Source organism: Methylomonas sp. MgM2, assembly GCF_054172045.1.
The window spans coordinates 206,356-221,572 of record NZ_JBSYXO010000004.1 but is presented as its reverse complement, the minus strand read 5'-3'; the positions used below and the strand labels follow the sequence as shown (position 1 = coordinate 221,572).

Sequence of the window (15,217 nt, the reverse complement as noted above, 5' to 3'; positions counted from 1 at the left end):
ATGGGAAATAAAATAATTGTTGCTATCGTTGCGTTGGTGGTCTTGTCATCGATGTCGGTGTTTACCGTCAGCGAAACGGAACGTGCGATTAAATTCCGATTGGGTGAAATCGTGGGCGCAGACTTTAAACCCGGTTTGCACTTTAAAATACCTTTCATCAATAACGTTAAAAAGTTTGATGCGCGCATCTTGACCATGGACGCCACGCCGGAACGATTTCTGACCGCGGAAAAGAAAAACGTGATCGTCGATTCGTTCGTTAAATGGCGTATCGGCGATGTGAAAGCGTTTTATACAACGGTAGGCGGCGATGTCAATCAGGCGAATATCCGCTTAGATCAAATCATCAAGGATGCGGCGCGTAGCGAGTTCAGTAAAAGGGAAATCAAACAACTGGTCTCCACCGACCGCAGTATCATTCGTGAGTCTTTGATTACCAACGTGTCGCCCCAAGCCGAAAATTTGGGCATCGATATTGTCGACGTACAAGTCAAACGCATCGACTTGCCGAATGAAGTCAGCAGTTCGGTTTATCAACGGATGGAGGCCGAGCGGGCGAGGGTGGCTCGCGAGTTTCGTTCGCAAGGTTCTGAAGCGGCGGAAAAAATTAGGGCCGACGCCGATAAACAGCGCGAAATCATCCTAGCCAACGCTTATCGTAATTCCGAAGTACTGCGGGGCGGGGGCGACGCTAAAGCCGCTGAGATTTTCGCCAATACCTACAGCGAAGACAGCGAGTTTTATGCATTTTATCGGAGTATGATTGCTTATAAGCAAAGTTTAGGTAAATCGGGCAATATCATGGTGCTTGAACCCGATTCGGATTTCTTTAGGTTCTTCAAACATCAAAAATAAGCAAAACATTCGAAACGTAAAACAAGACGCTCCGCTGGTCATGAATACATGACAGCAGGGCGTTTTTTTGCGATTGGGACAAACAAAAAATGCAAAATAAAGATTCCTGGCTGTTACCGGAAGGCATTTCCGAGATGTTGCCCGAGCAAGCGGCGCATCTGGAACGTCTACGCCGCGACCTGCTCGACACCTTTGATCGTTGGGGTTACCAACTGGTCATTCCGCCTTTCGTCGATTTTTTGGACTCGTTACTGATCGGTTCCGGTCATGACCTCGACCTACAAACCTTTAAACTCACGGACCAATTGAGCGGCGAATTACTGGGGGTTAGAGCCGATATGACCCCGCAGGTGGCCCGAATCGACGCGCATCATTTGAAGCACGAATGGCCCACTCGTTTATGTTATGCCGGTACTGTCCTGCATACTTTGGGCGATCCTTTAGAAAAAACCCGCAGTCCCATGCAAATCGGGGCTGAGCTATATGGTCACGGCGGTATCGACAGCGATTATGAAGTCATTCAGTTGATGCTGGAAATGTTGGCTATCAGCGGCGTACAAAACGTGCATCTGGATATGGGGCATGTCGGAATTTACCGGGCCTTAGTCGAACAAGCAGGATTGAATCAGCAGCAAGAAGCCGAGTTGTTCGACGTTTTGCAGCGCAAGGCCAGAACCGAGTTGGCGGAGCTGGTTGATCAATTCGCGATCGATGACCGGTTTAAAACCATTTTCAATACCTTGCCGAAGTTAAACGGCGGTATCGAAGTATTGGCCGACGCAGCCAAATTGCTCGACGGCGATAACGAAACCATTCAAGCCGCATTGCAAGATTTACAAGCTATCGCTGAAAGGTTGAAACGCGATTATCCTTCGTTAAACGTCAGCTTCGATTTAGCTGAACTGCGCGGATATCACTATCACACCGGTATGGTTTTCGCCGCATTCGTGCCGACCATCGGTAGGGAAATTGCGCGCGGCGGTCGCTACGACAACATCGGCGGCGTGTTCGGCCGAGCCAGGCCGGCGACCGGATTCAGTGCGGATTTAAAAGTACTGGCGGGCTTGCTGAAAGATGCTATGGAAACAAACGTTCAAACGGTGTTCGCGCCGGCAGCGGAAGATATTGATTTACCGGTCACTATTAGAGATTTAAGGGCTTCCGGTGTTCGCGTGATACAAGAACTGCCGGGACAACAAGGCAATATCGAACAGCTGGGTTGCAATGCCGTGTTGGAAAAGCAGGACCGAAAATGGGTCGTCAAACCATTGGCTCGTCGTTAAAGCATTCATATAAAGGTAAAAGAAAAATATGAGAAAAAATGTTGTTGTTATCGGCACACAATGGGGTGACGAAGGTAAGGGCAAATTGGTCGACTTGTTGACCGAACAAGCCGCTGCGGTCGTTCGCTTTCAAGGCGGGCACAACGCCGGACATACTTTGGTGATCAACGGTCGGAAAACCGTTTTGCATCTGATTCCGTCCGGCGTGTTGCGCGAGGGCGTGCAATGCATGATAGGCAACGGCGTCGTGTTATGCCCGGAAGCGTTGCTAAAGGAGATCGGTATTTTGGAGCAATCGGGCGTGCCCGTCAGAGACCGGCTGAAAGTCAGCGAGGCTTGCGCCCTGATTCTGCCGGTGCATGTTGCAATCGATCAGGCGAGGGAAAAAGCGCGCGGGGACAAGGCTATAGGAACGACCGGGCGCGGCATCGGCCCCGCCTATGAAGATAAAGTGGCTAGACGGGGCTTGCGTGCCGGCGATCTGCGTAACGCCGAAGAGTTCGCCAGACGCCTGAAGGACCTGGTCGACTACCATAACTTCATGCTAGTCAACTATTATCAAGCCGACCCGGTCGATTATGATTCAATTCTAAATAGGACATTGGAGTTGGGCGAACACATCAAACCGATGTTGGCCGATGTCGCCGAGGAATTACAACTTCATCAAGCGCAAGGCAACAACATTTTGTTTGAAGGTGCGCAAGGGGCCTTGTTGGATATCGATCATGGTACTTATCCTTACGTGACCTCGTCTAATACCACGGCAGGCGGTGCCGCGACAGGTGCGGGCATCGGTCCGTTAGCCATTGACTATGTGCTGGGCATCACCAAGGCGTATTCGACCCGAGTCGGCAATGGCCCGTTTCCGACCGAGCTGAACGATGGCAATGGCGAACATCTCGGTTCGAAAGGTCACGAATTCGGCGCCACTACCGGCCGTAAGCGCCGTTGCGGCTGGTTTGACGCAGTTTCGATGCGCAAATCCGCTCAGATGAACAGCCTCAGCGGCATTTGCTTGACCAAATTGGATGTATTGGACGGCTTAGAAAAAATCGGCATTTGTACAGCCTATAAAATTAAGGGCGAAATGACGAAAACCGCACCATTGGGCGCCGATCAATATGCGATTTGCGAAGCGGTCATAGAGGAAATGCCCGGTTGGAAGTCGACGACGGCAGGTATTACCTCGTTCGACCAATTGCCTGATAACGCTAAGGCTTATATCGCCCGTATCGAAGAACTGGTCGGCGTTAAGGTAACCATTCTTTCGACCGGACCGGATCGTAACGAAACCATCGTATTGGAAAACCCGTTCGCTTAAAAAGCACCCGAGTCAAATGATCTGTAAGCATTGTGATGTGGCATTTGTCCTTATATATCGGGACTTGCCACGTTTACTTTTTCAATGACGATCATACGGGACAAGTCGAACGCAACCCGTAGCGGGGAGACGCGGCGAAAGAAAGGCTTTCCGATAGCGGGAAACGACGGGTGAGCCAATTAGCCGGCGAAGCGTCGAGGAAAATTGGTTGCCACTGAAAATCCCTCGACTTAGCCGTCAATCCACCTATCCAATGGCCACTTTGCACATCGACCGGCAAGACTTCGACACCATGGCGGCGAACATCTTGGGGATTTAACTATCGTGCGCGGTCATTGCTACTGGATGTGCAATGCACAGGTGTGCTCGATAGTGCCTTGTTCTATTTGCAACGTGCTGTGCTGAATGGAAAAACGCTCTTTTAGGGCCTGCGCTAGGTCATCCAAGAACGCGTCGCCGGGGTAAGCGGGCATGACTAAATGGACAGTTAAAGCAGTTTCGGTGGTACTCATGCCCCAGATGTGCAGATCGTGCATGTCCTTGACTCCTGAACATCGGCGCAGATAGTTTTCCACTGCGGATACATCAATGTGTGCTGGAACGGCGTTCAAAGCCAGTTTGATTGACTCGCGCAGCAGTCCCCATGTGCCGATTACAATCACACCTACGATGAATAGGCTAATCGCCGGATCGAGCCAATACCAGTCGGTAAGCATCATCGCCGCTCCGGCGATCACAACACCCAGCGATACAGCCGCGTCGGCGGCCATGTGCAGGTAGGCTCCACGAATGTTCAAATCCCCTTTACTTCCCTTCACGAATAACCAAGCCGATAAAACGTTGATTACGATTCCAACACTTGCTACCAGCGTGACTGTCTGTCCAGCCACAACAGGAGGTGCAGAAACGCGCTGGATGGCTTCCCAGGCAATGGCACCACACGCAACCAGCAAGAGTATGGCATTCGCTAGTGCCGCCAAAATCGATGTGCTACGCAGACCGTAGCTGTAGCGCCCGCTAGGTGCCTTACGAGCGAGAATGGAAGCGCCCCAGGCCAATAGTAGACCTAATACATCGGAGAGGTTGTGTCCGGCATCCGCCATTAAAGCAGTCGAGTTGGCAATGAAGCCGTAGGCAAATTCGATCACTACAAAAACAATGTTCAGAACGATGGCGACGCCGAAGGCCCTATTATGATTGTCGATATTGCTATGTGTGTGGCTACAGTGATTATGACCATGGTTATGCAAAGGATCGTGTGACATTAGTCTGTCTCCGTATGAGGTTCTGCAATGTGTTCTAGCATATTGGTTAGGATGTCCGAGATGTGCTGATCCGCAGCGGCATAGAACACTTGCTTGCCGTGTCGGTCGGCCTTGACGATACGTGCGGCTTTCAGTAACCGAAGATGATGACTGACCAGCGAATTGCTCAAGTCGAGTTTGCTCGCTATGTCATTGACGGCAATTGGCACATCAAGACAAGTCAAAACGATGCGCAAGCGGGTATTGTCACCAAGTAGGCGAAAAAGATCGGCGAGTTCAGCAACTGAATTTTCAACAAGAGAAGGTGTCATTAAAATGGCAAACGATTGAACAGTTGTTCAAATATTATTTAAAGTCTATGTAAAAGTAAAGCAATGCGGAAAATGTTGTTGAGCTCTCAGCTATTGCTCTATCGGTGTTAATGGCCATCTAAACTGACCCACTTTCGGACAACAAAATTGCCCCCACTGACATTTATATTGGGGTAGTTGCCCCTTACCATTCTCCGATTTATCCGGGGAATGGTTTTGAAGGAGTGGAACATGATTCATAAAATAAAATCGCTGTATGACGCTGGAAATGGCCTCGGTAAAAAGGCGATTGCTCGGGAGCTGAAGATTTCAATCAATACCGTTCGTAAATATCTAGCCATGGATGAGGTGACATGCACCGCGGTTCGCTAGTGCCCACTACAGGGCCCGTAGCGGTGGACACGTTTGGTGGTCGAATCCATGTTGACGGTGGTAACGCCATTGAGGTAACTGCTCTTTTTTATCGAACTCCCCCATATCAGCGGTTTGTTCGACGATCGGGTGGCGCAGTGTGCCCGCAGACCTGGAGCAGCCCCAATGCCCCATTGAAGCGCGATGTGCCGGGTACGGTCATCCTATCCGTGCTTTCCGGCCATCAGCGCTTGATATGGTTACATTGTGCTGATGCGTTTTGCAAACGATTCGACTTGCTGCCAATCGGTAAATTCAACCGTAGTTTCGGGGTTGGTCGGCCCGCGCGTCAGGAACATGATGAAACGGATTATTGTGCGATCTAAAAAGTTATAGCGCGGATAATCGAGTTTACCGGCAAATACGGCTAATTCTTTGGGTTTCCAGCTTATTTTTTTTAGAAATTTTTGCAAATAGGGGTTGGTCTTCGGTTGATTCTTGTCGGGTTTGCGGGCAACCACATTGACCGAGAAAAAGGCGTTGGGTTTGGCATCCAAAATCGCTTGTTTGTTACGGATGAAATCGAAGATTTGCCGACTATGCTTGCCATAGCGGATGCTGGCGCCAATGACGATTTTATCGAAGTCGTCTAATTCAACGGAAGCCGAATCTGAAACCGGCACTACTTTGACATGGTGCCCACCTTTTTCGATAAATTGTCGCAAGCGCTGGCAAATAGTCAGGGTATGTCCATCGGTGGTTGAATATACGATCAAAATTTTGGACATCGCTTTGCTATGAGTAGTCAATTAGAGAGCTCTTTTTGCTGTCGACAATAAGCGTTAAAAAACTGCTTTGCGGTGCGGCCGTTTTTCGCGGCATTTTGATGGGCGAAATCCAACGCAGCCTTATGCAACTCATCCCGGTTACCGTCAAAATCGGCAAAGTAACTGTCGACGATCTCGAGATAGGTTGGAGTCTGTTGAGGATAAAACGCTAAGCGCAGGCCAAAACGGTCGGCGAGCGATATTTTTTCCTCGATTGCGTCGGAATAATGCACTTCACCATCGATCAACTTCGTATCGAGATTGTCGCTCATCAGTTCGGGTAACAAATGGCGTCGATTTGAAGTCGCGTAGAACAAAACATTATCCGGTGGAAGTTCTATCGATCCTTCCAATACGCTTTTAAGCGGCTTATATAAGCTGTCGCCACTTTCGAAAGACAAATCGTCGCAATAGATAATAAAACGTTGCGGATGCTCGCGTATATCATCGACGATTTCGGGCAAATAGAGCAGGTCGTATTTATCCACTTCAACGATGCGTAGGCCTCGGTGTTTGTAAGCATTTAACAACGCTTTGACCAGCGAGGATTTGCCGGTACCCCGCGCACCCCATAATAAAACGTTGTTGGCGGGCAAGCCGGCAAGAAAACGCTCGGTATTACTAACGATTTGCTGCTTTTGCGTATCTATCCCGAATAGTTGTTCCAACCGAATAGGGTCGGTGTGACGTACTGGGCGCAGGGCGGCCTGACGTTGGCGCCAAATAGCCGCGCAGGTGGAATTCCAATTGATCATTTTGCGAAAATGTTGTTTGTGTAATCGGCAACGCCATATGCATTGCCGGTTTACGTGATAGTGTTAGGGTCCAACGGTTAAAGAAGCCGCACAGTCTACCGTAGCTCCGCCGGCGATTGATTGGCTTCCCACATTGAAATTGCCGGTGCCGTGTAGTTTAACAACAGGTCCTGTCGGGTTCCAAGTAGAAGGTACGCTGTTAACCAAAAATGAGAAATCCCCCGGCTCTGCCGGGGAGACAGCAAAAGTTTGACATTTAGAGGAGTCCATCAGGACACTCGAACGCGTGAGCCGCCAAGCAAACGCGAAAAAGGAGAACCTGATGGACGAGAACGAAAGCTTAAGCCACTCGAAATGGGAGTGCAAATATCATGTGGTATTTATACCAAAGTGCCGGCGTTGAACGCTGTACAAGGAATTGCGAAAACATTTAGGGGAGGTGTTTCGGAGGCTTGCGGGCCAGAAAGAGAGCCGGATACTGGAAGGTCACTTGATGCCGGATCATGTGCACATGCTGATTTCGATCTCGCCGAAATATGCGGTGTCGCAAGTGATTGGTCACATCAAGGGCAAGAGCGCGATTCATTTGGCGCGGGTTTATGGTGAAAAGAAACGGAATTTTGTAAGGCAACATTTCTGGGCGAGAGGTTATTTTGTGTGGTAGGTCGGGATGAAACGATGATTCGGGAGTATATCCGGCATCAAGAACAGGAAGACCAACATTGAACAAATGAACCTTTGGCAGTGAGTCGCCGCCTATGGGCGGCCATTATGAAAGGGCCGCGTTAGCGACCCTATTTACCGCTTTGAGCGGTTCACAACATAAAGCCCCCGGCTTTGCCGGGGGATACTTACTGTAGCGCGAATTTTCTCTTAACGCTGACCGAATAAAATCCTCAACGGCGATTTCGACTATGCTTGATACAACAGATGGTAATTCAACTGAGTTCGATTTTGCCAAACGAATGTTTCGCCAATTAGGCCGCGCTTTTAATTTTTTGGGCTGTTCCATGAAGTACGTCCTATCGGTCTACGCAATATACTCGAGATTGTTGGATTCGATTGTTTCTTAATTCTAGAACCGGATTTAGTTATGCAACGCAAATTTAGTACAAAAAATAAGACAGGGGGGTAGCAGGCTTCACACTTATTGAGCTAATGATCACGGTGGCGGTGATAGGCATTTTGGCAGCGATTGCCTATCCGGCATACAACGATTATGTCAGAAGAGCCAAACGTGCGGACGGAAAAGCCGTATTGATGCAAGTGCGATTAGCTCAAGAAAAATGGCGAGCCAATCATACGACGTATGGAACGAAAACAAACATAGGAATAACGACGTCGCCCGATGGCTACTACACTGTAAATGAATTTACCGATTTGAGCGCAACCACTTACACCATAAGCGCCAGCCCCAATTTTACTGACGCAAAATGCGGCACATTGGGAATTAACCAAAATGACGTTAAAACCGTTTCCGGTACCGATCCGGTTGCCGATTGCTGGGGCAAATGAACGCTTTTCAGTTGACTGGCCCGGATAAGACGAAGTGTGATTTTATCCAAACTCAAATTTATTTTTGTCGATTCGTAATGTAGTATTTTGCTTACATTTTTGATTTAAGGAGTTGATTGTGGCAACGATTCTTGCAGTCGATGATTCTGCATCCATGAGACAGATGGTGTCCTTTACTTTGAAGGGCGCCGGATACAATGTGATTGAGGCGGTTGACGGGGTTGACGCGTTGAATAAAGCGAAGACTCAAACCTTCGATTGTGTTGTGACCGACGTGAACATGCCCAATAAAGACGGCATCACACTTATTAAGGAATTACGCGCCCTGCCTGATTATAAATTTACCCCTTTGTTGATGCTGACAACCGAATCCGGTATGGAAAAAAAACAACAAGGCAAGGAAGCGGGAGCGACCGGCTGGATTGTAAAACCGTTTAATCCCGACCAGCTGTTGAAAACGATCAAAAAAGTCTTGGGTTAAGAATTGGTCGCAAACGGATATTCGGTGCGCGGGTAGAGTCTATGTCGATCGATATGGCGCAATTTCACCAGGTTTTTTTCGAAGAGAGTTTCGAAGGCTTGGACGCTATGGAATCGGGATTGCTCAATCTCGACATGGGCGACGTAGACGTGGACGAAATTAATACTATTTTTCGGGCTGCGCATTCGATAAAAGGCGGTAGCGGCACATTCGGCTTTACGGTGGTTTCCGACTTTACCCATGTCATGGAAACTCTGCTCGACGAAATGCGCGACGGGCGCCGACAAGTCACGCAACAGGCTGTCGATGTTTTACTGGGTTCGGTCGATTGTTTAAGAGAAATGCTACAGGCGATACAAGATGGTGGCGAGATCAACCAGGAAAGCGTAAATTCTCATCGGCAAGCGTTGGATTCCGAGCTTAGTCATGCAGCGGGCGCAAGCCAAAACGGATTGCCGAGTGTGCAAAATGGGAGCACTTCGACTGAAGCGATGCCGCCGGTTGAGCAAACGCAAGGTAAAGAAGAAATCATCGGATGGAAGATCGCCTTCAGCCCGCATCTGCATTTATTAAAAACCGGTAACGAGCCGGTCAGAATGTTCCGCGAGTTGGCGGGTTTGGGCGAACTGACGGCGTCCGCGGATTTGCAAGGCGTTCCCGATCTTTATCAACTCGACCCCGAAGAGTGCCATCTGTCCTGGAAATTGGATTTGCAGGGCCATGTTTCGGCAGACGAAATTGATGAGATTTTTGATTGGGTCGAGGACGACTGTGATTTAGCCAAGCAAGCCATCTACGCAGAATTCCCTTTGACTATCGGGCAGGCGGCCGGTGCCGAGCCTTGGATTGACACCGGCGCCGAAACAAGTGCGTCCGGCCCTACCCGTTCCGAATCGAATCATCCGCCAAGCCGTGCAAGAAAGGAAGAAACCAAAACTGCCGCCAAAGCGTCCAGTTCAATTCGTGTCGATACGCGAAAAATCGATACCTTGATTAACATGGTGGGGGAGTTGGTCATTACTCAATCGATGTTGAGTTTGATCGGAGAGCATTTTGAGCTCGGCAAGCTCGATCAACTCAAAGCCGGCCTTTCGCAATTGGAGCGGCATACCCGCGAGTTGCAAGAAAGCGTGATGAATATACGCATGTTGCCGATCAGCTTCGTTTTCAGCCGTTTTCCGCGGCTGGCGCATGATATCAGCAATAAGCTCGGCAAAAAGATAGAGCTCAAATTAGTGGGCGAACACACTGAGGTCGACAAGACGGTTGTGGAATTGCTGAGCGATCCGCTGGTTCATCTGGTGCGAAACAGTTTGGATCACGGTATCGAGATGCCGGATATTCGAATGGCCGCCGGTAAGCCGGAAACCGGTACGATTACATTGGAGGCCTATCATAGAGGCGGAAATATCGTTATCGAAGTCAGCGATGACGGCAAAGGCCTGGACAAAGAAAAACTCCGGGCGAAAGCCGTAGAAAAAGGCCTGATCGAACCCGATGCGATTTTGACCGACAAGCAAACCTACGAATTGATATTTATGCCCGGTTTTTCCACCGCAGACCAATTAACCGATATTTCCGGGCGGGGCGTGGGTATGGACGTGGTTCGGCGCAACATTCAGGCCTTGGGCGGCAATATTGACATCATCTCAAAATTGGGTGAAGGCTCGACTATATCGATTCATTTGCCTCTGACCTTGGCCATTTTGGACGGGCAATCCGTCGCCGTCGGCGATGAAACCTATATCGTACCGCTGGGAGCTATCATCGAGTCGCTGAATATCAAGGAAGATCAGCTAAATCGGGTGGTCGGAAAAGGCGAGACATTTCTGCTGCGCGGCCAATATCTGCCTATCGTCCGAATGCATGAAATTTTTAATGTTGCTTCCGCTAAACACACTAAACTGACTGAAGGTTTATTGGTGGTGGTGGAAGGGCAGGGAGGACGCTGCGGATTGTTCGTGGATGACTTAATGGGGCAGCAACAAGTTGTTATTAAATCGTTAGAGGCCAATTATCGTAGGGTCGAGGGCGTATCGGGAGCCACCATTTTAGGCGACGGTTCGGTGGCGCTGATTCTGGATATACCCGGCTTGCTTCGTCTGGCACGTCAATAATTCATCAGCGCTTATGACTCAAATAGAAGAAGTCGAACGAATGGAACAGGCCGACGGAAAGTCGCAGCCTGCCAGCATTCAATTTCTGAGCTTTACCTTAGGTCAGGAAGAATACGGCGTCGATATTTTACGCGTACAGGAAATCCGTAGTTGGGAACCCGTCTCTCGTATTCCGAATGTGCCGCCTTATGAAAAAGGCGTGGTCAATCTACGAGGTGCCATTGTTCCGATTATCGATCTGCGCGAGCGTTTCGGACTGGGGCGTAGCCAATATACCCCGTTGACGGTTGTGGTGGTGTTGCAAGCCCATATCCGCGACAAAACCCGCATTATGGGGGTGGTGGTCGATGCCGTATCCGATGTGATCGACGTCGATAAAAAGAATATCCAGAGTGCTCCGAATTTCGGGTCCAGAGTGAGTACCGAATTCATCAACGGCCTGATTTCAGTGAATCGGCGTATGGTAATGCTGTTGGATGTGGATAAATTATTAAAATTAGATGGCGTGGACGATGACGATGAGATTTGAGAATACCGATCAGCTGGGTGGGGTTTTAAAGGGGGAGTGGCCATGAAAATCAATCATCCGGTGACTGACCGTGAAGTGATGATGAAGCCCGGCACCCTGCTAGTGACCAGAACTAACTTGAAAGGTATCATCACCTACGCAAATGAAGCTTTCGTTGAAATCAGCGGTTTTTCCAAAGACGAACTGATCGGAACGAATCACAACGTGGTCCGGCATCCCGACATGCCGCCGGCTGCATTTGAAGACTTGTGGTTGAACTTGAAGGCGGGAAAACCTTGGACCGCACCGGTGAAAAACCGGACGAAATCGGGGGATTTTTACTGGGTCGAGGCCAACGTCACCCCGGTTTATAAAAATGGCAAGGTCCATGAATATTTATCGGTTCGCTACGCGCCATCGAGAGAACAAATCGCGCAGGCCGAAGCTTTGTATGCCAAGCTGAACGCTAATGCCGCCACGATGAAGCCAACCGGCTTTAGGGCGCTAGTCAAAAAAGCAACGGACCTGGGGATAGGGAAAAAATTCGGTCTTGTCTACCTGTTATTGCTGGTACCGGCATTGAGTCTGCTTTATTCCCAATATCAATTGCAGCAATGGTTTAGCTTATCGGCGAATTTAGCCTTCTTGTTGCTAGCCACGTTTTTGGGATACAAGCTTTATAAGGCTATCAATCAAAACCTTGAAGAAGCTTTAGGTATTTGCTACCGGTTGGCGGAAGAGAAATTTAGAAACAAAATGGATCTGGATCGGGACGATCTGATCGGCGATTTCAAAAGGGCTTTGTACAGTATGCAAGTCAAACTGAACGCCGATTTGGCCTATTCCAAAGAAGTTGCCGCGGAGGCGACACGAATCAGACAGGCTTTGGATAACGTTCAGTCCTGTGTGATGGTGGCCAACAACGATCTGGACATCATATACATGAATAATACCGTCATGGAGATGTTCAAAGATGCCGAAGCCGATATTCGTACCCGGTTGCCGAACTTCGACGCGACTAAATTATTAGGTGCCAATGTCGATCAATTCCATCAGAACCCCAAGCATCAGCGCTCCCTGCTGGCGAACTTGAATACTTCATATAGCTCGGAATTGGAGATAGGCGGACGCCATATGAACGTGGTTGCAACGCCGGTTAAAAATGACCAAGGCGAGCGCATTGGCTATGTCGCCGAATGGGTGGACAGAACACGGGAAGTTAAAGTGGAAAAGGAAATCGAAGAAATCGTTGATAGCGTCAAGATCGGCCGTCTGGACCAGCGTATCTCGCTGGATGACAAACAAGGTTTTTTCGCGAAGTTGAGCGGAGGTATCAACGAATTGACGGATGTTATCGAACACGTATTTCAAGACGTCGGCAGCACCATGGAAAGCATGGCGGAAGGTGATCTGACCAACCGGATTACCAGCGACTATCAGGGCGTCTACTTAAACTGCAAAAATGACATCAACGCGACTATTGATAAGTTAAGCCAGATTTTCGGGCGGGTCGCCGAGTCGGCCAATTTTATTAACAATTCCTCCCAAGAAATCGCCAGCGGTAACAACAACCTGTCGCAACGAGCCGAACAACAGGCCGCCAACTTGGAACAAACGGCTGCTAGCATGGAGGAACTGACCGCTACCGTTAAAAATAATGCCGATAATGCCCAACAAGCGAATTTGGTGGCTGGCAATGCCAGGGAATTAGCCGAAAAAGGTGGCGCCGTGGTGAAGGAGGCTGTTGCCGCGATGCAGGAAATCAACGAAAGCAGCAATAAAATAGCGGACATCATCGGCGTCATCGACGAGATTGCTTTTCAAACCAACCTGTTGGCTTTGAATGCATCCGTAGAAGCGGCCAGAGCAGGAGAGCAAGGCCGCGGTTTCTCCGTAGTTGCGACGGAAGTCAGAAACCTTGCTCAACGCAGTGCAACTGCGGCCCGCGAGAGTAAAGAACTGATCCAGAACAGCGTGCAGAAAGTGCGCGCAGGCAGCGAATTCGTCAATCAAACCGGGTCGGCTTTATCGGAGATTGTCGCGGGCGTGAAAAAAGTCGGCGATATCGTAGCAGCGATCGCCAATGCCAGTGTCGAGCAATCGGCCGGGATCGCACAAGTAAACCAAGCCGTCGCTCAGATGGATGAAATCACTCAGCAAAATGCAGCATTGGCTGAAGAAGCCTCGGCCGCCAGCGTTTCCATGAGCGATTTATCGAGCGATATGGTTGAGTTGTTATCGTTCTTCAAGTTGGAAAATCAAGTTAAAAAATCGCATGCTCATTCAAGTGTCGCCGACTCACCGTCTGCCTCAATCGCCGTACCGGAGCAAAAAGTCGCGTCTCGATCTAAGCAGCCGGCTTATAAAAACGTTACGAGCGATGATGAATGGCAGGACTTTTGACTTGATTGAAATTTAGGTTTGCTGACATGAGAAATTCGTTATGAATGCCGATTCCAAGCCTGAACCACAAGTTGAGCAATTCCTGACTTTTGAGTTGGCGGGCGAATCTTATGGAATCGAGATATTGAAAGTCCAAGAAATTCGCGGCTGGGAGGCGGTGCGGAAAATTCCGAATACGCCGGACTATGTCAAAGGGGCTTTAAACTTGCGCGGCTCGATTGTGCCCATCATCGATTTACGTGTGCGTTTTAATATGGAAGGGGTTGAATATACGCCGATGACGATAGTGATCGTGTTGTATATAGAAATTGAAAGTATCGGCTCTACGGTGATGGGCATTGTTGCCGATGCTGTTTCGGACGTACTGGATATAAAGATTGGCGATATCAAACGCACGCCTCATCTCGGTTCGAAAATCGATACCCGTTACATTCGCGGTATGTATGTCAGTAAAAAGAATATGGTGATGCTGTTGGATGTCGATAAGCTATTGAATCCTGATGAGTTTGTTGCAATTGCCGAATTCCCTTCGTCGGCAGATCCTAAATGACCGCAAAAAATATTGCGTCTATTTGGCGGAAAGGCCGAGTAAAAAAGAGCACCGGTTCTGTTAACTCCCCCCCGATTATTCGCGAAAGCGAAATTGCCGCTTAATACCGCGTTGGCTACCGTTAATTATTGCAAAACGCATTTCGAATCGGTGCCGTTGGCATTGGATCGATAGCGCGAAACTTCGTATACGGAAGGATGACGAAATGTCGGAAAATGTAAAAGATCAACTAAAAGATTGCGTTCCTGCCGATCGTTCAAGTGAAGCGTATTGTAGCGAAGCTCTTGAAACGACAGCAAATGATGCCGTTCAGGAAAACGAGCGGACGCTCAATGCCGAAGGGGGTGATCTAAATCTCCAGCAGGAAGACGTGCAACAAGTTGTGTTGGCGTCGGTTCAGAATATTCAAAATGTCGCCGAACTACATGACCGATTGATACATGTATTGGATAGCGCCAAAAAAATCGAGGTCGATGCGTCGGCGATCACCACTGTCGACACCGCAACTTTACAATTGCTATTGGTGTTAAAACAAACCGCTCTCAAATTACAAAAGGAAGTGAATATCGATTTTCCGTCGGAAAAGTTCATCGAGGCGGCGGAATTATTAGGATTGGCGGAGATGCTGGATGTCGACCAAGCCGCCGCCGGTTTTTTCTGACTCAAACACCATAC

General features: G+C 49.1%; 15 protein-coding genes and 2 pseudogenes. 13 read left to right on the top strand and 4 right to left on the bottom strand.

What is annotated here, in order from left to right; translation table 11 throughout:
* From hflC to ACW73I_RS05415, 3 genes are all read left to right on the top strand, one after another.
* Entirely contained in the window at nucleotides 1–855 is an 855-nt protein-coding gene (hflC, locus tag ACW73I_RS05425; protein WP_458028217.1) for a protease modulator HflC, read from the top strand.
* Nucleotides 856–944: 89 nt separating this feature from the next.
* Nucleotides 945–2,138 carry an ATP phosphoribosyltransferase regulatory subunit gene (locus ACW73I_RS05420; RefSeq protein ID WP_458028216.1) on the top strand — a complete coding sequence of 398 codons (1,194 nt, stop codon included), beginning with the start codon at nucleotides 945–947 and terminating at the stop codon, nucleotides 2,136–2,138.
* 28 nt (nucleotides 2,139–2,166) lie between these two features.
* Nucleotides 2,167–3,459, top strand: a complete 1,293-nt coding sequence (locus tag ACW73I_RS05415; RefSeq protein ID WP_458028215.1) for an adenylosuccinate synthase — start codon at nucleotides 2,167–2,169, stop codon at nucleotides 3,457–3,459.
* 338 nt (nucleotides 3,460–3,797) lie between these two features.
* Here the strand turns inward: ACW73I_RS05415 and ACW73I_RS05410 are convergent, their stop codons facing one another.
* The gene (locus ACW73I_RS05410) at nucleotides 3,798–4,724 is read right to left on the bottom strand and encodes a cation diffusion facilitator family transporter (protein WP_458028214.1); all 927 of its coding nucleotides are present in this window, start codon (nucleotides 4,722–4,724) and stop codon (nucleotides 3,798–3,800) included.
* Nucleotides 4,724–5,035 carry an ArsR/SmtB family transcription factor gene (locus ACW73I_RS05405; RefSeq protein ID WP_458028213.1) on the bottom strand — a complete coding sequence of 104 codons (312 nt, stop codon included), beginning with the start codon at nucleotides 5,033–5,035 and terminating at the stop codon, nucleotides 4,724–4,726. The genes ACW73I_RS05410 and ACW73I_RS05405 overlap by 1 nt, the downstream gene beginning before the upstream one ends.
* Nucleotides 5,036–5,266: 231 nt before the next feature.
* On the opposite strand from ACW73I_RS05405, the gene ACW73I_RS05400 reads away from it, so the two are divergent.
* A complete protein-coding gene (locus tag ACW73I_RS05400; protein ID WP_458028236.1) occupies nucleotides 5,267–5,407 on the top strand; it encodes a hypothetical protein in 141 nt (46 codons plus the stop codon).
* A gap of 239 nt (nucleotides 5,408–5,646) precedes the next feature.
* Here the strand turns inward: ACW73I_RS05400 and hemG are convergent, their stop codons facing one another.
* Together hemG and ACW73I_RS05390 are read right to left on the bottom strand one after the other, a co-directional pair.
* A complete protein-coding gene (gene hemG, locus ACW73I_RS05395) occupies nucleotides 5,647–6,174 on the bottom strand; it encodes a menaquinone-dependent protoporphyrinogen IX dehydrogenase (RefSeq protein ID WP_458028212.1) in 528 nt (175 codons plus the stop codon).
* 17 nt (nucleotides 6,175–6,191) lie between these two features.
* Complete coding sequence (locus tag ACW73I_RS05390; RefSeq protein ID WP_458028211.1) at nucleotides 6,192–6,968, bottom strand: ATP-binding protein; 777 nt, start codon at nucleotides 6,966–6,968, stop codon at nucleotides 6,192–6,194.
* Between the two features lie 322 nt (nucleotides 6,969–7,290).
* On the opposite strand from ACW73I_RS05390, the pseudogene tnpA reads away from it, so the two are divergent.
* The 9 genes and pseudogenes from tnpA to ACW73I_RS05345 all read left to right on the top strand — a co-directional run bounded on the left by tnpA (nucleotide 7,291) and on the right by ACW73I_RS05345 (nucleotide 15,203).
* Nucleotides 7,291–7,716: pseudogene (tnpA, locus tag ACW73I_RS05385) on the top strand (IS200/IS605 family transposase).
* Nucleotides 7,717–8,105: 389 nt separating this feature from the next.
* A pseudogene (locus ACW73I_RS05380) lies at nucleotides 8,106–8,165 on the top strand (type IV pilin protein); the annotation flags it as partial.
* Nucleotides 8,142–8,483, top strand: coding sequence for a type IV pilin protein (locus tag ACW73I_RS05375; RefSeq protein ID WP_458028235.1), 342 nt, complete (start codon nucleotides 8,142–8,144; stop codon nucleotides 8,481–8,483). The pseudogene ACW73I_RS05380 and the gene ACW73I_RS05375, both read left to right, overlap by 24 nt.
* 118 nt (nucleotides 8,484–8,601) lie before the next feature.
* The gene (locus ACW73I_RS05370) at nucleotides 8,602–8,964 is read left to right on the top strand and encodes a response regulator (RefSeq protein ID WP_458028210.1); all 363 of its coding nucleotides are present in this window, start codon (nucleotides 8,602–8,604) and stop codon (nucleotides 8,962–8,964) included.
* 41 nt (nucleotides 8,965–9,005) lie between these two features.
* Nucleotides 9,006–11,081 (top strand): chemotaxis protein CheA, encoded by a 2,076-nt coding sequence (locus tag ACW73I_RS05365; RefSeq protein ID WP_458028209.1) that lies wholly within the window; start codon nucleotides 9,006–9,008, stop codon nucleotides 11,079–11,081.
* A gap of 40 nt (nucleotides 11,082–11,121) precedes the next feature.
* A complete protein-coding gene (locus tag ACW73I_RS05360) occupies nucleotides 11,122–11,610 on the top strand; it encodes a chemotaxis protein CheW (protein WP_458028234.1) in 489 nt (162 codons plus the stop codon).
* A gap of 42 nt (nucleotides 11,611–11,652) precedes the next feature.
* Entirely contained in the window at nucleotides 11,653–13,992 is a 2,340-nt protein-coding gene (locus ACW73I_RS05355) for a methyl-accepting chemotaxis protein (protein WP_458028208.1), read from the top strand.
* Nucleotides 13,993–14,032: 40 nt separating this feature from the next.
* Nucleotides 14,033–14,542: a chemotaxis protein CheW gene (locus ACW73I_RS05350; RefSeq protein ID WP_458028207.1), complete on the top strand. Its 510-nt coding sequence runs from the start codon at nucleotides 14,033–14,035 to the stop codon at nucleotides 14,540–14,542.
* 205 nt (nucleotides 14,543–14,747) lie between these two features.
* Nucleotides 14,748–15,203: an STAS domain-containing protein gene (locus tag ACW73I_RS05345; protein WP_458028206.1), complete on the top strand. Its 456-nt coding sequence runs from the start codon at nucleotides 14,748–14,750 to the stop codon at nucleotides 15,201–15,203.
* The last annotated feature ends 14 nt before the right edge of the window (nucleotides 15,204–15,217 follow it).